Source organism: Pseudomonas azerbaijanorientalis (assembly GCF_019139795.1).
Classification (GTDB): domain Bacteria; phylum Pseudomonadota; class Gammaproteobacteria; order Pseudomonadales; family Pseudomonadaceae; genus Aquipseudomonas; species Aquipseudomonas laurylsulfatiphila.
In genome coordinates this window covers 2,963,937-2,982,846 of sequence record NZ_CP077078.1, presented here as the reverse complement: position 1 = coordinate 2,982,846, position 18,910 = coordinate 2,963,937, and the positions used below count along the sequence as shown (strand labels likewise).

The following is an 18,910-nucleotide window of genomic DNA, read 5'->3' as shown; positions in this document are numbered from 1 at the left end:
TTGCTTAGAAGGTGCGGAAGTCCGCCCTGATGAAGCGCGTCACAGACTTAGATCTTGCCGACCAGGTCCAGGGACGGTGCCAGAGTGGCCTCGCCTTCTTTCCACTTGGCAGGGCAAACCTGGCCCGGGTGAGCAGCGACGTACTGGGCAGCCTTGATTTTGCGCAGCAGCTCGGAAGCGTCACGGCCTACACCGCCGTCGTTCAGTTCAACGATCTTGATCTGGCCTTCCGGGTTGATCACGAAGGTGCCACGGTCAGCCAGACCTGCTTCTTCGATCAGCACGTCGAAGTTGCGGGTGATGGCGTGGGTCGGGTCGCCGATCATGGTGTACTGGATTTTGCCGATGGCTGGCGAAGTGTTGTGCCAGGCAGCGTGGGCAAAGTGAGTGTCGGTGGAAACGCTATAGATCTCGACGCCCAGTTTCTGGAAGGCGTCGTAGTTGTCAGCCAGGTCTTCCAGCTCGGTCGGGCAGACGAAGGTGAAGTCGGCCGGGTAGAAGAACACTACAGACCACTTGCCTTTCAGGTCAGCGTCCGAGACTTTTACGAAGTCGCCATTTTTGAATGCGTCAGCTTTGAACGGTTTAACTTGGCTGTTGATGATAGGCATCGTTGACTCTCCGTCAGGGGTTAAGAAGTTGATGGAGAGAACTTTACCCACTCGACGAACGGAAGGCTCATTGGCAAACCTGATGCTGCTGATTGGCTTTAGCTATTAGCCGACTGTATTTATAGAAGAAAACGATCTCTAGGACTCAATCGGCTTTTCCGTGAGGCGCGCCATCCCCAGGAACGGACTGGCTTCGATGTAGCGCATGGCCGACTTCATGTCCTTCCAGCCCACATAACTCATCAGCGACTTCAGATCCCAGCCACTTTGATGCGCCCAGGTCGCAAAGCCACGGCGCAAGGAATGGCTGGTGTAGAGTTCGCCGGCAATGCCTGCGCGCTCCAGCGCCTGGCGCAATAAGGGAATCACGCTGTTGGCGTGCAACCCCTCCTCACCCAGATGCCCCCAGCGATCGATGCCACGAAACACCGGCCCACGAATCAGTGCCGCTTCGGTGATCCATGCGATGTAAGCCTGCACCGGGCACAACCGCTGCAAGGCCGGCGTCTGATAAGTCTTGCCGAGGTTGTCGCGATCACCCTTGCTGCGCGGCAGATAGAGGCTGATGCCGGAACCGGCGCTGGCCTGCACGTGTTCAACCTGAAGCCTGCACAACTCGTCGCTGCGAAAGCCGCGCCAGAAGCCCAGCAGGATCAACGCCATGTCGCGCCTGGCCCGCAGCAATCCCGGTCGGTCGCCTTCGGCCTTTGCGATTTGCACTTCCAGCTCCAGACGACTGACCACCTGCTCCAGGTGTTGAAGCTGCAAGGGTTCGGCCTGTTTTTCCTGGGCCGGGTGCAACGCGCGGATGCCCTTGAACACCTTGCGCACCACCGGCGCCTTGGTGGGGTCGGCAAAACCCTGGCTGTTGTGCCACTGCGCCAAGGCCGACAAGCGCAGTTTCAACGTATTGATCGACAACACCCCGGCATGCGCCACCAGATAACGCGCCACGCTGTCGCCGGTTGCCGGCAGAAACCCGCCCCACGTGACTTCGAAGTGTTCGATGGCTGCCCGATAGCTGCGACGGGTGTTGTCGCGAGTTGCGGCTTGCAGATAGCGATCCAGATCGCTCATAGGGCATGAACCTGTTTTGACCGACTGACTGTAGGAGCGAGCTCGCTCGCGATGATCGTTAACGATGACGCTGGTTGGCAGGTGCCCCGCGGCGGTCTTGGGGTCATCGCGAGCAAGCTCGCTCCTGCACGTGTTTGTGTACGGAAATAGCGCGAGGAATACCTCGAAACTGCTATCACACGGGGTAATACCAGTATATCCCGTGTTAATTGCATTCAGTATTTAACTTTATAAATTGAATGGTACAATATGTATTTTCGTGGTACGTACCACATTATCAAAACCCGGGAGATCTCATGGCACGCGGCGGTGTAAATAAAGCGGTGGTGCAAGCCGCTCGGTTGGCGATCCTCGCCCGCGGCGAAAACCCCAGCATCGATGCCGTACGGATCGAAATGGGCAATACCGGCTCGAAAACCACGATTCATCGCTACCTCAAAGAGCTCGATGACAGGAACGAGACGGTTGAAGCGCCAGCGGAACCGATTGACGACGAACTGATGGCGCTGGTGGCGCGGCTCGCACAACGGCTCAAGGAGCAAGCGCAGGAACCCATCGACCAGGCGCGCACGCAGTACGAGGAACAACGCAAGGCGCTGGAAAAACAGCTCGACGAAGCGCAAGAGGCCAACAGCGAACTGCACCAGCAATACGAGTTCCAGAGCCTGGCACTGACTCAGGAATCCGAGGCCCTGCAAGAAACCCGCGCCATGCTGCAAACGGAGCAAACCCGTAACGCCGGGATGAACCAGGCGCTGGCCGATTTCGAATTGCGCTTGAAAGACAAGGACGAGCAGATCCGCTCCCTTGAGGAAAAGCACCTGCACACACGCGACGCACTGGAGCACTACCGCAATGCGGTCAAGGAACAGCGCGAACAGGAAATGAGTCGCCACGAAGGCCAGGTGCAACAGCTACAGATGGAACTGCGCCAGGCACAACAAAGCGCACTGGTACGCCAGGATGAAATCACCCAGTTGCACCGCGACAACGAACGCTTGCTGACTGAAAACCGCGGCACACTGCGCGAGCTGAGTCTGCTGCAGGAACAGCTCAAGCAAAGCAATACCCGCCAGGATCAGTTGCTGGAACAGGCCACCCGCGTCGACGGCGAGCGCACCCTCCTCCAGGAACGCCTGCGCGTCGCCTTGCTGGAAAGTCAGGCACTCAAGCAGAACGTCGATGAGCAGTCGCAGCTCAGCAAGTCACTGGAAATTGAACTGACCAGGACCCGGACGGATCTGGAAGAACGCGTACGTCTGGCCGCAACCCTTGCGGCAGCGGCAGACGCAGCGAAGGACGATTAACCGGCGACCGGCGTGCGCATGGTGACGAACTCTTCGGCGGCCGTCGGGTGCACGCCGATGGTTTCGTCGAAGTCGCGCTTGGTGGCACCGGCCTTCAAGGCAATCGCCAGGCCCTGGACGATTTCACCGGCCTCGGGGCCGACCATGTGGCAACCCAATACCTTGTCGGTCTTGGCATCCACCACCAGCTTCATCAGCGTGCGCTCCTGGCACTCTGTCAGGGTCAGCTTCATTGGCCGGAAGCGGCTTTCGAAGATCTGCACGTCGTGGCCGGCTTCGCGGGCCTCTTCTTCGGTCAAACCGACGGTGCCGATGTTCGGCAGGCTGAACACTGCCGTCGGGATCATCTTGTAATCCACCGCACGATACTGCTCAGGCTTGAACAGACGTCGCGCAACCGCCATGCCTTCAGCCAGCGCGACCGGTGTCAGCTGAACACGACCGATCACATCGCCCAGCGCCAGGATCGACGGCTCGGCGGTCTGATACAACTCATCGACCTCGACAAAGCCCTTCTTGTCGAGCTTGACCCCGGTGTTTTCCAGCCCGAGATTGTCCAGCATCGGACGACGCCCGGTGGCGTAGAACACACAATCGGTTTCCAGCTGGCGGCCGTCCTTGAGCGTGACTTTCAGGCTGCCATCGGCCTGCTTGTCGATGCGCTCGATGTCCGCATTGAATTGCAGGTTCATGCCACGCTTGGTCAACTCTTCCTGCAAGTGCTTGCGCACCGAACCGTCAAAGCCGCGCAGGAACAGTTCGCCGCGATACAGCAACGTGGTCTCGGCACCCAGACCATGGAAGATCCCGGCGAACTCGACGGCAATGTAGCCACCGCCCACCACCAACACCCGCTTGGGCAGCTCTTTGAGGAAGAACGCCTGGTTGGAACTGATGGCATGCTCGTGCCCCGGAATCTCCGGAATCTGTGGCCAGCCACCGGTCGCGATCAGGATGTTCCTGGCGGTAAAGCGCTCGCCATTGATCTCGACCTGATGCGGATCGACGATCTTCGCGTGCCCCTCATGCAAGGTGACGCCGCTGTTGACCAGCAGGTTGCGATAAATGCCATTGAGGCGATTGATCTCGCGGTCCTTGTTGGCGATCAGCGTAGCCCAATCGAACTGCGCTTCATCCAGGCTCCAGCCAAAACCGGATGCCTGCTCGAAGTCCTCGGCGAAGTGCGCACCGTAGACCAGCAATTTTTTCGGCACGCAGCCGACGTTCACACAGGTGCCGCCCAGGTAGCGACTCTCGGCCACCGCCACTTTCGCGCCAAACCCGGCGGCAAACCGCGCAGCCCGCACACCGCCGGAACCGGCACCAATCACATAAAGGTCAAAATCGTAGGCCATTTTCAATCTCCTCGGCAGGTGACCAGCATACCTGCGGACATTTGTGGAGCAAGCGCTGAACACGATATGAGGCCGGAAAATGAAAAAGCCACCCGAAGGTGGCTTTTCGATACAAACAGGTCACCAGCTATCAGTAAGCCTTGCCCGTCTTGTAGAAGTTCTCGAAGCAGAAGTTGGTCGCGTCGATATAGCCTTCAGCGCCACCGCAGTCGAAACGCTTGCCTTTGAACTTGTAGGCAATCACGCATCCATCCTGCGCCTGTTTCATCAGGGCGTCGGTGATCTGGATCTCGCCGCCTTTGCCTGGCTCGGTTTGTTCGATCAGGCTGAAGATGTCCGGCGTCATGATGTAACGACCGATGATCGCCAGGTTCGACGGGGCATCTTCCGGCTTTGGTTTCTCGACCATGTTGCGCACGCGGTACAGGTCGTCACCAATCAGGTCGCCTGCAATCACGCCGTACTTGCTGGTTTCCTGCGGGTCCACTTCCATGATCGCGACGATGGTGCAGCGATACTGTTTGTACAGCTTGACCATTTGCTTGAGTACGCCGTCTCCTTCCAGGTTGACGCACAGGTCATCCGCCAACACCACGGCGAACGGCTCGTCGCCGATCAGCGGGCGACCGGTCAGGATCGCATGACCCAGGCCTTTCATTTCTGTCTGGCGAGTGTAGGAGAACGAGCACTCATCCAGCAGGCGACGGATGCCGACCAGGTATTTCTCCTTGTCGGTGCCCTTGATCTGGTTTTCCAGCTCGTAGCTGATGTCGAAGTGGTCTTCCAGGGCGCGCTTGCCGCGACCTGTGACGATGGAGATTTCGTTCAAGCCGGCATCCAGTGCTTCTTCGACGCCGTACTGGATCAGTGGCTTGTTCACCACCGGCAGCATTTCTTTGGGCATGGCTTTAGTCGCTGGCAGGAAGCGAGTACCGTAACCGGCTGCTGGGAACAAGCATTTCTTGATCATAAAAGTCCTTGAAAGGGCTGTGTGTACGAGTTTCGGCGCAGTCTAATCAGGCGGCGTGCACCTTACAATGCCCCCGCGCTGGCTAACTGATGCCAACATAGAGAATTATTCTGGCGGATAGTTCCCTGCGAGGTTGCACAGGCGATTGCACAGCCTCTTATGCATAGCAGAGACTGGCGCAAATGCACGGTTTTCTACCGCCCGGAACCCATCACCATACGCCCATCGGCCCCCGTTGCGTGCGTTTGCCGGTATCATGGCGCGATTGAACCAGACAACGAGGCAAATAGATGTCGCAAGAAAAAAGCGTCAACGGATTCCTGATCAACAAGGTGAAAGACGGCCAATGGTGGGTGGCCAGTGTCACCGGTGAAAATATCGCCGGGCCTTTCCCTTCCGAAGCCTTGGCAATCGAAGTGGCCTCGGTGCTGGAGCTTGAGCATCCGGAACCCAAGCGACGCGGCAAGGACAAGAGCTGATCGACGTACGATGCGAAAAGCCCTGCCATGGCGCAGGGCTTTTTTATGAACTCCGAAAAAGAAGTGGCCTTTGGCTATAACCTTTTGACTCCGACGCTGTCTCAGCCTTAGCCCACCCCCCTGACGATGATCAAACCATGAATAAAATTTTGCCTTTGCTAGCGGTATTGGCCCTGAGCGGCTGCGCAACGTCGAAAGAAACCTACCTGGGCAACGGAGAGCAGGGTCTGACGATCGACTGCTCGGGAGAGGCGAATTCCTGGGCCGCCTGCTACGAAAAGGCCGATGCCTCCTGTGCAGGTACCGGCTACCGGATTGTCGGTACCGACGGCACGCCAGCGCTCAAGGTCAGTGAAAAAACCCTCGGCGCCGATATCGGCAATTACAAGAACCGCAGCGTCGTGGTGGTCTGCAAATAGGGCGCCCGGCCCTACAGATGAATTTCGGCGAACCTGATCCCGAGTCCGCGCACCGTTTCAATCAGATCGTCGAGCTTGCCGAAGGACTCGACTTCATCATTGTCATCCACCAGGAAATAGCTGCGCCCGGCGCTTTTCTTGAAAAACACGATCCACTCCCCCAGTTCCGCCGGATTCTGGATCACATGGGTGGCAGAGATAAGTCCCTCTGCATGGCGCTCCCGGACCTGCTCTCGTTTCATAGTCGACTCCAGAAATGACGATGCCGCCAAAAACAGGCTTTGGCGGCATCGGTGCTGTTGGTCGATAGTTTATCAGCCGGAAATGCACTCGGTGGCAGCCTTCTGTACATCCTTTGGACGCACCGGGACGTTGGACATGCTTTCGTGCAGCTTGATGCTGCTACCACCCGAGCGCTCTTCAATGTCGAATACGGCTGACGGCCCCGTGGAAAACTTGAGCGGCACAATCACACGCAGGCCATCCTTGTGCGGCTCGACTTGCAAGGCGCCACGGCTGTCGGTCAGTTTTTCGCTGAGGCATTGCGCATATTCATGGGGGTTCTTGCCAGAAATCACGCTCATGGTCGGCAGTGACTCATTGATGTCAGAGACGTTCGCACAACCACTCACCAATGCCGCCAGCGAAACAACCCACAAACCCCACTTCATACAAAACCTCCGATAAAGAGGCTCGGACAACGCAGATGCGTTTTTTCTCCGAGGCAAACTGCTTTATCGCTCATCAAAGGTGAAATTAGCGTTTTTAATTGTCAAAGCGACCGGATAATAAGGCCTTCAGGCTGATAAACTGCGCCCATCGCCCATGCTATCGTTTTGATTTTGTAGAAAAAGCCCTTCTGGAGGCGCCCCATGAAATTTATCCATCAGCGCGAGCACCTCAATGAAGACGACATCGTCGTCATTCAATGCTCCCAAATGTGCAACATCCGTTTGATGAACGACGCCAACTTCCGCAGCTTCAAGAATGGCGGCCGTCACACCTATCACGGCGGAGCGTTCGACACGTTTCCGGCGCGCATCACCGCCCCCAGCACCGGTTTCTGGAACATCACGATCGACACCGTCAACCGCCGCGCTATCAGCGTGACGCGCAAGCCCACCCTGACGCATTCGATCAAAATCATTCGCCGTTCCAGCACGAAACTGAGCTGATCAGCACACCCGAAACACAAGACAGGCAGATACGACCGTGGCCCAAACGACCAAGTACGTAATCAAATACAAACTCAACGGTGAGCGCCGCTTCGAGTTTGCTCAGCTTGAAAACGGCACCGCAGAAGAAGCCAAAGCGGCGCTGGACGCCATTCATGGACCGGACGACGTCATCAGCGAAATCAGCGTCAGCAAAGCGCTGTAACTCAATCCGGAGCGACAATGGACGTCGGCTCCCGTTCGCAGTTCGACCGCAAGCGCCGGAGTGCCTGCTCCATCAATGTCTTGCAGACTGGCCACCTCAACCACAAGAGGCCCGGCAATGAGCGAGCAGTATCTGGACCGGCTGGACTGGCCCCGGCTGGAACAGCAACTTGACCTGGACGGTTACGCCGTCATCCCTTCACTGCTGAGCCACAAGGCTTGTGATCAGGTCAGCGCCCTGTACCCCCGGACCGAACCCTTTCGCTCGCACGTGGTGATGGCTCGTCACGGCTTCGGCCGCGGCGAGTACAAGTATTTCAGCTACCCGTTGCCGGACCTTGTGACTCGCTTGCGCAGCGCGCTCTACCCGCGCCTGGTGCCCATCGCCAATCGCTGGCATGAACAAATGGGCTTGCCGCAGCGTTTTCCTGACACTCACCCCGCCTTCCTCGAGCGCTGTCATGCCGCTGGTCAGAACCGTCCGACACCCTTATTGCTGCAATATGGTCCGCAGGACTACAACTGCCTGCATCAGGATCTGTACGGTGAGCATGTTTTCCCGTTGCAAGTGGCGATTCTGCTGTCGGACCCCGACCAAGACTTCACCGGCGGCGAATTTGTCATGACCGAACAACGCCCGCGCATGCAGTCACGCCCGATGGTCATCGACCTGAAGAAAGGTGACGGGCTGATCTTTGCCGTCAACCAGCGGCCGGTCAAAGGCACTCGCGGTTACTACCGCGTGACCCTGCGCCACGGCGTGAGTCGCCTGCACAGCGGCAAACGGCATACCCTTGGAATCATCTTTCACGATGCGACATGAGTCCATGTACCCGCTGACTTTCGATCTGTTTGCCGATGCAGAGCCCGAGCAAGAGCCCCGGCGCGAGCAGATCGGCGAACAATCCTGGGTGCTCAGAGGTTTTGCCCTGCCCTGGTTCGAGCGTTTGCTGCCCGCGCTGGAGGCGGTGCTGGCGGCCGCGCCGTTTCGGCAGATGGTCACGCCCGGCGGCTTTACCATGTCGGTCGCCCTGAGCAGTTGCGGCACATTCGGCTGGACCACGGACCGCACCGGATACCGCTACACCCGTCACGATCCTCAGACCGGTCAGCCCTGGCCAATGATGCCCGAAGTGTTTCTCCAACTGGCACAAGCGGCGGCACTGGCAGCGGGTTTCAGCGGTTTTGTGCCCGATTCCTGCCTGATCAACCGCTACATCCCCGGGGCAAAAATGTCATTGCATCAAGACAAGGACGAACATTCCTACGCAGCCCCCATCGTTTCGGTATCGCTGGGCTTGCCGGCGATCTTCCTGTTCGGCGGCTTTGCACGCAGTGACAAAAGCCAGCGCATCCCCCTGCTGCATGGTGACATCGTGGTCTGGGGTGGCGTGGATCGCCTGCGTTATCACGGCGTATTGCCGATCAAGGACGGCCTTCACCCAAGACTGGGCGAGCAACGCATCAACTTCACCTTCCGCACCGCCGGATGAAGACTTCGAATTTGACCGCAAGCGCCGGAGTGTGTGGGAATTGCCCCATGGTTAATGTGCAGGCAACTCCTCAAAGGACGTGACGCCATGACAACCCGATCGACCAAGATCACCACCGAAAACGATCCGCGCTGGGCCGCCGTGGTCGCGCGCGATCCCAAGGCTGACGGGCAGTTTGTCTATGCCGTGAAGACCACAGGCATCTACTGCAACCCCAGCAGCCTCGCGCGCCTGCCCAAGCCACAGAATGTCGAATTCTTCGATAGCGCCGAACTGGCCCGGGCCGCGGGTTATCGTCCGAGCAAGCGCGCGGCAAAGGATCAGAGCGAACTCGCTGCGCAGCATGCCGCCACAGTGGCCGCTGCCTGCCGCCAGATTGAAAGCGCCGAAACGCTGCCCACCCTGGGCGAATTGGCCGAAGCTGCGGGATTGAGCAGCTTCCATTTCCATCGTGTGTTCAAAGCCGTCACCGGCCTGACGCCCAAGGGCTACGCCGATGCCCATCGCTCACGCAAGGTGCGCGAGCGCCTGGCAGACGGCGGCTCGGTGACCGATGCCCTGTATGACGCCGGCTTCAACTCCAACAGCCGGTTTTATGAAGCGGCAGACCAACTGCTCGGAATGAAGCCCGGGGACTACCGCGCTGCCGGGCAAAACAACGACATTCGTTTTGCCGTCGGCCAGTGTTCGCTGGGGGCGATTCTGGTGGCGCAGAGTGAACGCGGGGTTTGCGCGATTTTGCTCGGCGATGATCCGCACCAACTGGTCTGTGATCTGCAAGACAAGTTCCGGCGCGCCAATTTGATTGGCGCCGATCAGGCGTTCGAAGCGTTGATTGCCAAGGTCGTCGGCTTTATTGAGGCCCCGGCGATTGGCCTGGACCTGCCATTGGACGTGCGTGGCACCGCATTCCAGGAACGGGTCTGGCAAGCGCTGCGGGAGATTCCTGTCGGCAGCACGGCGAGCTACGCCGATGTCGCGCTACGCATCGGTTCGCCCAAAGCCGTTCGCGCCGTCGCTCAAGCCTGCGGCGCGAACAGCCTGGCCGTGGCGATCCCGTGCCATCGCGTGGTGCGCAGCGATGGCAATCTCTCGGGCTATCGCTGGGGCGTCGAGCGCAAACGCCAGTTGCTGGAGCGCGAATCGCGCTAATCAGCGATTCACATCCACCACCACGCGCCCGCGCAACTGCCCGGCAAGCAAGCGCGGTGCGGCCTCGATGGCTTCGCTCAAGCCAATTTCGTGACTGATCAACGGCAACAGGTTGAAGTCCAGGTCCTTGGCCAGGCGACTCCAGGCCTCCACGCGTTTGGCTTTGGGCTGGGTCACGCTGTTGATGCCGGCCAGGGTCACACCGCGCAGGATGAATGGCGCAACGGACGCCGGAAAGTCCATGCCCTGCGCCAAACCGCAGGCCGCGACGGTGCCATTGGCCTTGGTGCTGGCGCACGCATTGGCCAGGGTGTGGCTGCCGACCGAATCGATGACGGCCGCCCAGCGCTCCTTGGCCAAGGGTTTGCCCGGCTCGGACAAGGTGGCGCGATCGATGATTTCGCTGGCGCCCAGTTGCTTCAGGTAGTCGTGCTCCGACGTACGTCCGGTGGACGCGACCACCCGGTAGCCGAGCCTGCTCAACAACGCGATGGCGAAACTGCCGACGCCACCGTTGGCGCCGGTGACCAGGATTTCACCCTGCCCGGGCGTCACACCGTTATGTTCCAAAGCCATAATGCACAACATGGCCGTGTAGCCCGCCGTACCGATGGCCATCGCCTGGGCGGCGGTGAATGCCTTGGGCAGCGGGATCAGCCAGTCACCGTTCAGACGAGCTTTCTGCGCCAGGCCGCCCCAATGCCCTTCCCCTACGCCCCAGCCATTGAGCAGGACATGGTCACCGACCTTGTAGTCAGGATGCCCGCTGACCTCGACCACACCGGCCAGATCGATGCCCGGCACCATCGGGAATTTGCGCACCACCGGACTGCTGCCGGTGATCGCCAGGCCATCCTTGAAGTTCAGCGTGCTATAGGCGACACGCACCGTGACATCGCCCTCGGGTAACTGATCGTCCTGGATCTCTTGCAGTGTGGCCCGGTAACCGCTGTCGTCTTTGTCGATCAAAATACCTTTGAACATTAAGGCCTCTCAATGGAATCAGTCGGGTTGTGGTGCATTTGAAATAACACATGGCAACGGATTGTCGTACCCGACTTTAAGCCAATCAACCGACCCGTCGGGCACCGAAGAAAGCCCGGTGAACTCAAATGACGACTGGCCTTGCGCCAATCGTTGCGTTACAAATCCTGTTCTACCGTCCCTGCCCTGCTTCAACGTCGGAGAATACAGCACATGAACCAATGGCCAGATACCCGCATTCTTGACCTGCTCGGGATCGAACTGCCGATCATTCAGGGGCCGATGGCCGGTGCCACAAACTCGTCCATGGTGATTGCGGCCTGCAATGCCGGCGGCCTCGGCTCGATGCCCGCGGCGATGCTCAGCATCGATCAACTGCGCGAAGAGCTGAAAACCATCCGCCAACACACCCGGCGCCCGATCAACGTCAATTTCTTCTGTCATCAGCCTCCAGCCCCTGATGAGCAACGCGCGCAGGACTGGAAAAACCTGCTGCAGCCCTACTACCAGGAACTCGGTGCCGATTTCGCTGCGCCAACCCCCGTGTCCAATCGGGCGCCGTTCGATGACGCGGCCTGCCAAGTGATCGAAGAGTTTCGCCCTGAAGTGGTGAGCTTTCACTTTGGCCTGCCGGAAAAAACCCTGCTGGACCGGGTCAAAGCCACCGGTGCGAAAGTGTTGTCCTCGGCCACCACTGTCGAAGAAGCCGTGTGGCTGGAGCAGCACGGTTGCGATGCGATCATTGCCATGGGTTTTGAGGCTGGAGGCCATCGCGGGATGTTCCTCAGCGATGACCTGAGCAGCCAGGTGGGCACGTTCGCCCTGGTGCCACAAGTCGTCGATGCAGTGAAAGTGCCGGTGATTGCCGCTGGCGGCATCGCTGATGCACGAGGCGTCGCCGCCGCCTTCATGCTGGGCGCTTCGGCGGTACAGGTGGGCACCGCGTACCTGTTCACCCCGGAGGCCAAGGTCAGCCCGTCCCATCACAAAGCGTTGCGCACCGCCAGGGAAAGCGAGACGGCGGTTACCAACGTGTTCACCGGTCGCCCGGCCCGGGGCATCCTTAACCGGGTGATGCGTGAACTGGGGCCCATGAGCGCCAAGGCTCCGGCCTTCCCTTTGGCCGGTGGCGCGTTGATGCCGTTGCGGGCCAAAGGTGAAGCGGACTTCAGCAACCTCTGGGCCGGCCAGGCATTTACTCTCGGCGTTGAATTGACCACCGAGGCGCTGACTCGAAAACTGGCTGAAGAAGGACTGGCGAGGCTGCTGGGTCGCCCCTGAGCTTCACTTTCGTCAAAATTGTATACAGTTCTTTGGCAATACATTCCGTTAAAAGGCAATTCGCTATATATTTATGTACATAACGATTTACCCTTGCTGCAATTGCCTTTAACGGAGCCGTTTCATGTCCATTCGCGTCTCACGTTTTGCCCCTGCGTGCCTCACGAGCCTGCTCGCCATATTTGCCTTCGGCTCAGCCCAGGCGGACGAAGTCCAGGTGGCTGTCGCTGCCAACTTCACCGCGCCCATCCAGGCCATTGCCGCTGGTTTCGAAAAGGATACCGGGCATAAACTGGTCACCGCCTTTGGTGCCACCGGCCAGTTCTACACCCAGATCAAAAACGGCGCGCCGTTCGAAGTGTTCCTCTCGGCAGACGACAGCACCCCGAAAAAACTCGAGGCTGAAGGCGACACCGTCAAGGGTTCGCGCTTCACCTACGCAGTCGGCACCCTGGCGCTATGGTCGGCCAAGGAAGGCTACGTCGATGCCAAGGGCGATGTGCTGAGAAAGAACGAATACCAGCACCTGTCCATTGCCAATCCGAAGGCTGCGCCTTACGGCCTCGCGGCAACCCAGGTGCTGGCCAAAGAAGGTCTGACCGACAAGGTCAAGGACAAGATCGTTGAAGGCCAGAACATCACCCAGGCCTATCAGTTCGTCTCCACCGGCAACGCCGAGCTGGGTTTTGTCGCCCTGTCGCAGATCTACAAGGACGGCATGATCACCAGCGGTTCGGCCTGGATCGTTCCGGCCAGCCTGCACGACCCGATCAAACAGGACGCTGTGATTCTCAACAAGGGCAAGGACAACCCGGCCGCCAAGGCATTGGTTGACTACCTCAAGGGCCCGAAAGCGGCAGCTGTCATCAAGTCCTACGGCTACGAAATCTAAAATGTCGCTATCGAGTGCCGATTTTTCCGCCATCTGGCTGACCCTGAAACTGGCGTCCCTGACGACCGTCATCCTGCTGATTGTCGGCACTCCGATTGCGCTATGGCTTTCGCGCACCCGCTCCTGGTTGCGCGGCCCGGTAGGGGCGATTGTCGCCCTGCCCCTGGTGCTGCCACCAACCGTGATCGGTTTTTATCTGTTGCTGGCGCTAGGCCCTCACGGGTTCATTGGCCAGTTCACCCAATCACTCGGCCTTGGCACCCTCACGTTCAGTTTTGCAGGGCTGGTCATCGGTTCGGTGTTGTATTCGATGCCCTTTGTCGTCCAGCCGCTGCAAAACGCTTTTTCCGCCATTGGCACGCGCCCCCTCGAAGTGGCCGCGACGCTGCGGGCCAATCCCTGGGACACCTTTTTCAGCGTGACGCTGCCCCTGGCACGCCCCGGTTTCATTACCGCCGCCATTCTCGGTTTCGCCCACACCGTCGGCGAGTTCGGCGTAGTGCTGATGATCGGTGGCAATATTCCCGAGAAGACCCGCGTGGTCTCGGTGCAGATCTACGATCACGTCGAAGCCATGGAATACGCCCAGGCCCATTGGCTGGCCGGGGCGATGCTGGTGTTCTCGTTTGTCGTCTTGCTGGCGCTGTATTCCAGCCGAAAAACCAAAGCGGGCTGGAGCTGACCGATGATTTATATGCGCCTGAAACTGGATTACCCGGGCTTCGCCCTGGACGTCGACCTGCAACTGCCGGGCCGTGGCGTCACAGCACTTTACGGTCATTCCGGTTCGGGCAAGACCACTTGCCTGCGCTGCATCGCCGGCCTGGAACGAGCCGATCAGGTTTTTATCCAGGTCAACGATGAAGTCTGGCAAGACAGCGCAAACAAGGTTTTCGTCGCGCCGTACAAACGCGCGCTGGGCTACGTGTTCCAGGAAGCCAGTCTGTTTCCTCATCTGTCGGTGCTGGCCAACCTGGAGTTTGGCCTCAAGCGCATCCCGAAGCCGCAGCGTCGGGTCGACATGGCCCACGCCAGCGAGTTGCTGGGCATCAGCCATTTGCTGGATCGGCGCCCGCAACACCTTTCGGGCGGCGAACGACAGCGCGTCGGTATCGCCCGCGCCTTGCTCACCAGCCCGAAACTATTGTTGATGGACGAGCCACTGGCCGCGCTGGATGCCCAACGCAAAAGTGAAATCCTGCCCTACTTGCAACGCCTGCACGACGAACTCGACATTCCGGTGCTGTACGTCAGCCACTCCCAGGATGAGGTCGCGCGGCTGGCCGACCATATCGTGTTGCTCAGCAACGGCAAGGCACTGGCCAGCGGCCCGATCGGCCAGACCCTGGCGCGCCTCGACTTGCCTCTGGCCATGGGGGACGACGCCGGCGTGGTGATCGAAGGCCGCGTCAGCGCCTATGACGCCGACTATCAATTGCTGAGCCTGCAATTGCCCGGCACCAGCCTCAACATTCGAGTACCGCATACGCCCATGGATGCAGGCCAGGCACTGCGTTGCAAGGTCCAGGCGCGGGATGTCAGCCTGAACCTGCACAGTGCCGGGCAAAGCAGCATTCTCAATCGCCTGCCGGTCACCGTGGTCAGTGAAATGAACGCCGACAACGCCGCCCATGTGCTGATTCGCCTGGATGCGGCCGGAACGCCGCTGCTGGCGCGGATCACGCGTTATTCCCGTGATCACCTGAACATCCACCCTGGCCAGCAACTCTGGGCACTCATCAAAGCGGTCGCGGTGCTGGCGTAAATCCGCCGGCACGACTGCAGCGGGGCGCGGTCCATGGCTGTAACGCCCCGTGATTCCTCGCCCTGGACGCCTATCATGCCCGACGCACTGCCACCTGACCTGCATTATGTCGATGACACTCAGCCGGGCATCACCCGCAGGAAACTGCGCGGAAGATTCGCCTATTTCAACCCGGCGGGCCAGCGCATCACCGACCCGGAGGCGATCAAACGCCTCAACGCACTCGCGGTGCCACCCGCCTATACCCAGGTGTGGATCTGCGCCGATCCATGCGGGCACCTGCAGGCCACCGGCCGAGATGCCCGGGGTCGCAAACAATACCGTTATCATCCGCGCTGGCGGGAGGTGCGCGACGCCGACAAATACTTGCGCCTGCGTGAGTTCGGGCTGGCCTTGCCGAAACTGCGTCAGCGACTGGAAGCCGAATTGGCGGCACCGGGATTCAGTCGCGACAAAGTCATGGCCACGGTCATCACCCTGCTGGACACGACGTTGATCCGTATCGGCAACAGCCAATATGCCCGGGACAACCGCTCCTACGGCCTGACGACCTTGCGCAGCCGCCATGTGGAGATCAACGGCAGTGCCATCCTGTTCCAGTTCCGCGGTAAAAGTGGCGTCGAACACCAGATCACCGTGAAAGACCGAAGACTGGCGCGGATCATCAAACGCTGCCAGGACATTCCCGGGCAGAACCTGTTTCAGTATCTGGATGAAAACGGAGACCGGCACACCGTCAGTTCATCCGACATCAACAGCTATTTGCAAACCCTCACCGGCGCCGATTTCACCGCCAAGGATTACCGCACCTGGGCCGGCAGCGTCCTGGCTCTGGCGATGTTGCGCAAACTGCAGTGGGAGCCTGAAACAGAAGCCAGGCGGCACCTGGTGGAAATGGTCAAGAATGTTGCCAGGCAGCTCGGCAATACCCCGGCGGTGTGCCGCAAATGCTATATCCACCCGGCAGTGCTGGATGGCTTTGTTCTCGGTGATCTGGCGCAACTGCCAAGGACCAGGGCGCGCAAGGGGCTATCGGCCGAGGAGGTCGGGCTGGCGATCTTCCTTGAGAGAATGCCCGCCGCGCCTGAACCGACGAATTGACCTGCCTATTTTTTGCACGATCACCAATGACTTCTATAGTTGAACTGAACACGAATCCGCTGCGGAGACGCCATGGAAGACATTTTCGTCGTGAAGCGTTGTAACAAGATCATCATTCATGGCCGTCGTGCGGGTGAAAATGACCATCTGCCTCCGGATGCCGCAGTCTGGTATCGCATCGCCGATACCCGCACCCAAGGTTTTATCGGAGATGGCTACGACACTGAAGAAGACGCTCTGCGTGTTTGCCGGCAGTTGAACGCCAAATCACAAGTGACAGCCCGACAAAGTTGAGGGGCCTGTCACCATTTTTTAACGGGTCTATACTGAAATGGCTGAAGGAACAGCGACCCCAACGGCAGAAAGCTCGCTCCCGGCGGGCTTTTTGCTGCCACTCCAGGTTTCTTGAACGGAGGTGTCTCCCATGTCCGAAAAAGAGTCCATCACCACCCTGCTCACCTTGCTGGACTCCCGTCAGGCGCGCTTGGCTGCGGCCTGCAAGGAAATCGCCGACTGGGTCGATCATCAAGGCGGACACCCCACCGCCCTCAGAATTCGTGATCGCCTGAATGACATCGAGAAGGACACGCCGCTGATCCGGCACACGCTATCTTCTCTCCAGCCTGTCGACCGGCCTCTGCCTCGGTTCAGATGATCCGCCACGGATTCGCGGTAAGAGGACAGGCCCGATTCGGGCAGCATGACCGGTGGCACTGACGCCTCCGGACAGCTGGCTGCCTGCCGAGTTTTCACCCTCTCTTGAAACCCGACCTCGTGCCGGGATTTTTTGTTGCGCAAAACCAATCGAACGTCACCGCTCACGTGGGGTCAACCGATCACACGTCACCAAGGAGACGTTCCAATGGTCACTCATTTCAAAGTCAGCGGGCACCTGGCCTGCGGTCACCACGGCAACAACCTGGTATCGACCCGCGAACTCAATCGGGTGAAATGCAGAAGCTGCCGAAACACCGACGCCTACAAAGAAGCCCGCAAGACCGAACGCAACGCTGCCCGCCGCGCAGCACGCAAAGCCAAAGCCGTGCACACCGCCGATAACTGGCGTTCAGCCTGGACCGAACGACTGACCGCGATGGCCGGTCTGCAACGACTGCCACGGGGATTTGCCGGCCAACCTTTCGTTTAGGCAGCTTTTACTGCGATCAGATGTCCCTGCACGCTGGCTCCATGACCTCGCGCAGGGACATGCGCTTGAATGCCTCGACCAGCGCGCGCCCTTCCTCTGGCATACAAGTGACAGCCAGCCGCATGGTCGCCTCGCCCAGGTGCCAGATCAAAAGCAACTGCCAATAGGCGGCCTGCAACCCCTGGGCATCCTCGACAGCCTCCAATCCCTGTTCAATGCGATGACGGCTCTGAGCGTTGTAGCGTTCGGCGAGCGTTCGGATGACGGAGTTCGACGGACGGCCCGCGATTTCAGCGACTACGTGCAGCGCACGGCGGCTGCGGGCATCTGGGGAAATGGGCGTACGATGTAATGCATTGGCGAGAACAGGGTTCGTCGGCTAGGGTCTCTTGCGTATCGAACTGCGGCGCCTTAATTGGCAGGAGCCTGATCAAGGAGAAAACGCATGTCACTCAATCGTAGTGCCGAACAAACCTACCGCCAGTGGTCCACCCCGATCCTGCTGGAACTCAAGGAGCGAGAGGATCAATTGACCCCGTCAGACCGCCAGGCGTTGGAAAACGTGTTGCAGGAAAGAAGGCTGAACAACACCGGCAACCCGACCGGCAACGATCGTCGCAAGACCGGCCCGGCTTCCTGAAAAAAATCCGGCAACCACCATCAAGAAAGAAATGATGGCGCAGAAACCGCAAGGGCTTGCATCGGCTTTCGCTGGCAAGCCCTTGATCCCGCATAACGCCCGCTAGCGGAGTCTCTGCCGCGCTAGAACCACCCACCGCGATCATCTTCCAGCGCCTGGCGACACTGCTTGAGTTGGGCGTTGTAAATCTCCGATTGCTTTTGCACTTTCCGGGCAACCTGCATCAGCCACGGCTTACTGCGATAGGAGTTGCGGCTAAAGCCCCCACGCCCCTCGTGATAAGCCAGGTACTGATTGTAGGTGTCCCATTTGGAGATTCCGAGCTGACGTTGCGTGCCAGTGGTGTACCAGCCGATAAACATGATCGCGTCGTCGAAACTGTCACGTGAACCGCCGTTGCCAGTACTGTCCTTGTACTCACCCCACACCGGGTCCTGAGCCTGCGCATAACCATAGGCCGAACTGACTCGCCCCCAGGGAATCACCCAGAGCAGGTAGTCACGCGGCGGCAATGCGTCCGCCACGTAGCTGCTTTCCTGCTTCATGATGGCCATGGCCACATGCAGAGGCGTCCCATACTCACTCTGCATTTCCAGCGAGTCCTCGTACCAGTCTGGATATTCACGGTAAATACTGCAGAGATTGTCTTGATCCTTGGGTGGAGTCGTTGTGCAACCTGTCAAAAACATGAACAACAAAGCCAACAGCAAAATATTTCGTTGTGTCATTCATCACGCTCAAAAATAAGGTTTTTCGCACAATCCCGGGTAACTACTGTAATTAAATGGACTCGCCCAAGCCGAGGCGTCTGTGCGCCGCGGTGGCATTCTTATAGAAGCCAACGACAGCGAGGGCGAG

At 59.1% G+C, this 18,910-nt stretch carries 25 protein-coding genes and 1 pseudogene; 17 read left to right on the top strand and 9 right to left on the bottom strand.

The window, feature by feature from the left end; genetic code table 11:
- Nucleotides 1-47: 47 nt before the first annotated feature.
- Both ahpC and KSS91_RS13280 read right to left on the bottom strand, forming a co-directional pair.
- Nucleotides 48-611, bottom strand: a complete 564-nt coding sequence (gene ahpC / locus KSS91_RS13285) for an alkyl hydroperoxide reductase subunit C (protein ID WP_217838262.1) — start codon at nucleotides 609-611, stop codon at nucleotides 48-50.
- A 138-nt stretch (nucleotides 612-749) separates the two neighbouring features.
- Nucleotides 750-1,688 carry a site-specific integrase gene (locus tag KSS91_RS13280; RefSeq protein ID WP_217838261.1) on the bottom strand — a complete coding sequence of 313 codons (939 nt, stop codon included), beginning with the start codon at nucleotides 1,686-1,688 and terminating at the stop codon, nucleotides 750-752.
- A 296-nt stretch (nucleotides 1,689-1,984) separates the two neighbouring features.
- Here KSS91_RS13280 and KSS91_RS13275 point away from each other — a divergent pair, with 296 nt between their 5' ends.
- A complete protein-coding gene (locus KSS91_RS13275; RefSeq protein WP_217838260.1) occupies nucleotides 1,985-2,995 on the top strand; it encodes a DNA-binding protein in 1,011 nt (336 codons plus the stop codon).
- Here the strand turns inward: KSS91_RS13275 and gorA are convergent.
- Nucleotides 2,992-4,350, bottom strand: coding sequence for a glutathione-disulfide reductase (gorA, locus tag KSS91_RS13270; protein WP_217838259.1), 1,359 nt, complete (start codon nucleotides 4,348-4,350; stop codon nucleotides 2,992-2,994). The genes KSS91_RS13275 and gorA overlap by 4 nt on opposite strands.
- 130 nt (nucleotides 4,351-4,480) lie before the next feature.
- Nucleotides 4,481-5,320 carry a UTP--glucose-1-phosphate uridylyltransferase GalU gene (gene galU / locus KSS91_RS13265; RefSeq protein ID WP_007975949.1) on the bottom strand — a complete coding sequence of 280 codons (840 nt, stop codon included), beginning with the start codon at nucleotides 5,318-5,320 and terminating at the stop codon, nucleotides 4,481-4,483.
- A gap of 290 nt (nucleotides 5,321-5,610) precedes the next feature.
- Here galU and KSS91_RS13260 point away from each other — a divergent pair, with 290 nt between their 5' ends.
- The gene (locus KSS91_RS13260; RefSeq protein WP_217838258.1) at nucleotides 5,611-5,799 is read left to right on the top strand and encodes a hypothetical protein; all 189 of its coding nucleotides are present in this window, start codon (nucleotides 5,611-5,613) and stop codon (nucleotides 5,797-5,799) included.
- 137 nt (nucleotides 5,800-5,936) lie between these two features.
- Entirely contained in the window at nucleotides 5,937-6,218 is a 282-nt protein-coding gene (locus tag KSS91_RS13255) for a hypothetical protein (RefSeq protein ID WP_217838257.1), read from the top strand.
- An 11-nt stretch (nucleotides 6,219-6,229) separates the two neighbouring features.
- On the opposite strand, the gene KSS91_RS13250 is transcribed toward KSS91_RS13255, so the two are convergent.
- Together KSS91_RS13250 and KSS91_RS13245 are read right to left on the bottom strand one after the other, a co-directional pair.
- Nucleotides 6,230-6,460 (bottom strand): hypothetical protein, encoded by a 231-nt coding sequence (locus tag KSS91_RS13250; protein WP_007975952.1) that lies wholly within the window; start codon nucleotides 6,458-6,460, stop codon nucleotides 6,230-6,232.
- A 72-nt stretch (nucleotides 6,461-6,532) separates the two neighbouring features.
- A complete protein-coding gene (locus KSS91_RS13245; protein ID WP_217838256.1) occupies nucleotides 6,533-6,889 on the bottom strand; it encodes a hypothetical protein in 357 nt (118 codons plus the stop codon).
- A 201-nt stretch (nucleotides 6,890-7,090) separates the two neighbouring features.
- On the opposite strand from KSS91_RS13245, the gene KSS91_RS13240 reads away from it, so the two are divergent.
- The 5 genes from KSS91_RS13240 (at nucleotide 7,091) to ada (ending at nucleotide 10,242) form a co-directional block, all read left to right on the top strand.
- Nucleotides 7,091-7,393 (top strand): DUF1883 domain-containing protein, encoded by a 303-nt coding sequence (locus KSS91_RS13240; protein WP_007912251.1) that lies wholly within the window; start codon nucleotides 7,091-7,093, stop codon nucleotides 7,391-7,393.
- A 37-nt stretch (nucleotides 7,394-7,430) separates the two neighbouring features.
- The gene (locus KSS91_RS13235) at nucleotides 7,431-7,598 is read left to right on the top strand and encodes a hypothetical protein (RefSeq protein WP_008020806.1); all 168 of its coding nucleotides are present in this window, start codon (nucleotides 7,431-7,433) and stop codon (nucleotides 7,596-7,598) included.
- Between the two features lie 117 nt (nucleotides 7,599-7,715).
- Entirely contained in the window at nucleotides 7,716-8,420 is a 705-nt protein-coding gene (locus KSS91_RS13230; protein ID WP_217838255.1) for a 2OG-Fe(II) oxygenase, read from the top strand.
- Nucleotides 8,410-9,090 carry a DNA oxidative demethylase AlkB gene (alkB, locus tag KSS91_RS13225; protein ID WP_217838254.1) on the top strand — a complete coding sequence of 227 codons (681 nt, stop codon included), beginning with the start codon at nucleotides 8,410-8,412 and terminating at the stop codon, nucleotides 9,088-9,090. Before KSS91_RS13230 ends, alkB begins: the two co-directional genes overlap by 11 nt.
- 87 nt (nucleotides 9,091-9,177) lie before the next feature.
- On the top strand, nucleotides 9,178-10,242 hold the full coding sequence (ada, locus tag KSS91_RS13220; protein WP_217838253.1) for a bifunctional DNA-binding transcriptional regulator/O6-methylguanine-DNA methyltransferase Ada: 1,065 nt from the start codon (nucleotides 9,178-9,180) through the stop codon (nucleotides 10,240-10,242).
- Here ada and acuI read toward each other — a convergent pair whose 3' ends face one another.
- Nucleotides 10,243-11,226: an acrylyl-CoA reductase (NADPH) gene (gene acuI / locus KSS91_RS13215; protein ID WP_217838252.1), complete on the bottom strand. Its 984-nt coding sequence runs from the start codon at nucleotides 11,224-11,226 to the stop codon at nucleotides 10,243-10,245.
- A 213-nt stretch (nucleotides 11,227-11,439) separates the two neighbouring features.
- Between acuI and KSS91_RS13210 the strand changes: the two genes are divergently transcribed.
- The 8 genes from KSS91_RS13210 (at nucleotide 11,440) to KSS91_RS13175 (ending at nucleotide 17,412) form a co-directional block, all read left to right on the top strand.
- The gene (locus KSS91_RS13210; RefSeq protein ID WP_217838251.1) at nucleotides 11,440-12,507 is read left to right on the top strand and encodes an NAD(P)H-dependent flavin oxidoreductase; all 1,068 of its coding nucleotides are present in this window, start codon (nucleotides 11,440-11,442) and stop codon (nucleotides 12,505-12,507) included.
- A gap of 124 nt (nucleotides 12,508-12,631) precedes the next feature.
- Complete coding sequence (gene modA / locus KSS91_RS13205) at nucleotides 12,632-13,399, top strand: molybdate ABC transporter substrate-binding protein (protein ID WP_225923750.1); 768 nt, start codon at nucleotides 12,632-12,634, stop codon at nucleotides 13,397-13,399.
- Between the two features lies 1 nt (nucleotide 13,400).
- Nucleotides 13,401-14,081 carry a molybdate ABC transporter permease subunit gene (modB, locus tag KSS91_RS13200; RefSeq protein WP_015094922.1) on the top strand — a complete coding sequence of 227 codons (681 nt, stop codon included), beginning with the start codon at nucleotides 13,401-13,403 and terminating at the stop codon, nucleotides 14,079-14,081.
- A 3-nt stretch (nucleotides 14,082-14,084) separates the two neighbouring features.
- Complete coding sequence (modC, locus tag KSS91_RS13195; protein WP_217838250.1) at nucleotides 14,085-15,164, top strand: molybdenum ABC transporter ATP-binding protein; 1,080 nt, start codon at nucleotides 14,085-14,087, stop codon at nucleotides 15,162-15,164.
- A gap of 75 nt (nucleotides 15,165-15,239) precedes the next feature.
- Entirely contained in the window at nucleotides 15,240-16,265 is a 1,026-nt protein-coding gene (locus tag KSS91_RS13190; protein ID WP_217838249.1) for a DNA topoisomerase IB, read from the top strand.
- A 72-nt stretch (nucleotides 16,266-16,337) separates the two neighbouring features.
- Nucleotides 16,338-16,559 carry a hypothetical protein gene (locus KSS91_RS13185; RefSeq protein WP_217838248.1) on the top strand — a complete coding sequence of 74 codons (222 nt, stop codon included), beginning with the start codon at nucleotides 16,338-16,340 and terminating at the stop codon, nucleotides 16,557-16,559.
- A gap of 130 nt (nucleotides 16,560-16,689) precedes the next feature.
- A complete protein-coding gene (locus KSS91_RS13180) occupies nucleotides 16,690-16,920 on the top strand; it encodes a hypothetical protein (protein ID WP_007975977.1) in 231 nt (76 codons plus the stop codon).
- Between the two features lie 207 nt (nucleotides 16,921-17,127).
- Nucleotides 17,128-17,412: a hypothetical protein gene (locus KSS91_RS13175; RefSeq protein WP_041474854.1), complete on the top strand. Its 285-nt coding sequence runs from the start codon at nucleotides 17,128-17,130 to the stop codon at nucleotides 17,410-17,412.
- A gap of 16 nt (nucleotides 17,413-17,428) precedes the next feature.
- On the opposite strand, the pseudogene KSS91_RS13170 reads toward KSS91_RS13175, so the two are convergent.
- Nucleotides 17,429-17,683: pseudogene (locus tag KSS91_RS13170) on the bottom strand (TetR/AcrR family transcriptional regulator); the annotation flags it as partial.
- Nucleotides 17,684-17,857: 174 nt separating this feature from the next.
- Here KSS91_RS13170 and KSS91_RS13165 point away from each other — a divergent pair.
- Entirely contained in the window at nucleotides 17,858-18,052 is a 195-nt protein-coding gene (locus tag KSS91_RS13165) for a hypothetical protein (protein ID WP_217838247.1), read from the top strand.
- A 122-nt stretch (nucleotides 18,053-18,174) separates the two neighbouring features.
- Here KSS91_RS13165 and KSS91_RS13160 read toward each other — a convergent pair whose 3' ends face one another.
- Nucleotides 18,175-18,780, bottom strand: a complete 606-nt coding sequence (locus KSS91_RS13160) for a transglycosylase SLT domain-containing protein (protein ID WP_217838246.1) — start codon at nucleotides 18,778-18,780, stop codon at nucleotides 18,175-18,177.
- Nucleotides 18,781-18,910: the final 130 nt, after the last annotated feature.

Coding starts and splice junctions, on each gene's coding strand:
- ahpC (WP_217838262.1), bottom strand. CDS start 611: ATGCCTATCATCAACAGCCAAGTTAAACCGTTCAAAGCTGACGCATTC.
- KSS91_RS13280 (WP_217838261.1), bottom strand. CDS start 1,688: ATGAGCGATCTGGATCGCTATCTGCAAGCCGCAACTCGCGACAACACC.
- KSS91_RS13275 (WP_217838260.1), top strand. CDS start 1,985: ATGGCACGCGGCGGTGTAAATAAAGCGGTGGTGCAAGCCGCTCGGTTG.
- gorA (WP_217838259.1), bottom strand. CDS start 4,350: ATGGCCTACGATTTTGACCTTTATGTGATTGGTGCCGGTTCCGGCGGT.
- galU (WP_007975949.1), bottom strand. CDS start 5,320: ATGATCAAGAAATGCTTGTTCCCAGCAGCCGGTTACGGTACTCGCTTC.
- KSS91_RS13260 (WP_217838258.1), top strand. CDS start 5,611: ATGTCGCAAGAAAAAAGCGTCAACGGATTCCTGATCAACAAGGTGAAA.
- KSS91_RS13255 (WP_217838257.1), top strand. CDS start 5,937: ATGAATAAAATTTTGCCTTTGCTAGCGGTATTGGCCCTGAGCGGCTGC.
- KSS91_RS13250 (WP_007975952.1), bottom strand. CDS start 6,460: ATGAAACGAGAGCAGGTCCGGGAGCGCCATGCAGAGGGACTTATCTCT.
- KSS91_RS13245 (WP_217838256.1), bottom strand. CDS start 6,889: ATGAAGTGGGGTTTGTGGGTTGTTTCGCTGGCGGCATTGGTGAGTGGT.
- KSS91_RS13240 (WP_007912251.1), top strand. CDS start 7,091: ATGAAATTTATCCATCAGCGCGAGCACCTCAATGAAGACGACATCGTC.
- KSS91_RS13230 (WP_217838255.1), top strand. CDS start 7,716: ATGAGCGAGCAGTATCTGGACCGGCTGGACTGGCCCCGGCTGGAACAG.
- alkB (WP_217838254.1), top strand. CDS start 8,410: ATGCGACATGAGTCCATGTACCCGCTGACTTTCGATCTGTTTGCCGAT.
- ada (WP_217838253.1), top strand. CDS start 9,178: ATGACAACCCGATCGACCAAGATCACCACCGAAAACGATCCGCGCTGG.
- acuI (WP_217838252.1), bottom strand. CDS start 11,226: ATGTTCAAAGGTATTTTGATCGACAAAGACGACAGCGGTTACCGGGCC.
- KSS91_RS13210 (WP_217838251.1), top strand. CDS start 11,440: ATGAACCAATGGCCAGATACCCGCATTCTTGACCTGCTCGGGATCGAA.
- modA (WP_225923750.1), top strand. CDS start 12,632: ATGTCCATTCGCGTCTCACGTTTTGCCCCTGCGTGCCTCACGAGCCTG.
- modB (WP_015094922.1), top strand. CDS start 13,401: ATGTCGCTATCGAGTGCCGATTTTTCCGCCATCTGGCTGACCCTGAAA.
- modC (WP_217838250.1), top strand. CDS start 14,085: ATGATTTATATGCGCCTGAAACTGGATTACCCGGGCTTCGCCCTGGAC.
- KSS91_RS13190 (WP_217838249.1), top strand. CDS start 15,240: ATGCCCGACGCACTGCCACCTGACCTGCATTATGTCGATGACACTCAG.
- KSS91_RS13185 (WP_217838248.1), top strand. CDS start 16,338: ATGGAAGACATTTTCGTCGTGAAGCGTTGTAACAAGATCATCATTCAT.
- KSS91_RS13180 (WP_007975977.1), top strand. CDS start 16,690: ATGTCCGAAAAAGAGTCCATCACCACCCTGCTCACCTTGCTGGACTCC.
- KSS91_RS13175 (WP_041474854.1), top strand. CDS start 17,128: ATGGTCACTCATTTCAAAGTCAGCGGGCACCTGGCCTGCGGTCACCAC.
- KSS91_RS13165 (WP_217838247.1), top strand. CDS start 17,858: ATGTCACTCAATCGTAGTGCCGAACAAACCTACCGCCAGTGGTCCACC.
- KSS91_RS13160 (WP_217838246.1), bottom strand. CDS start 18,780: ATGACACAACGAAATATTTTGCTGTTGGCTTTGTTGTTCATGTTTTTG.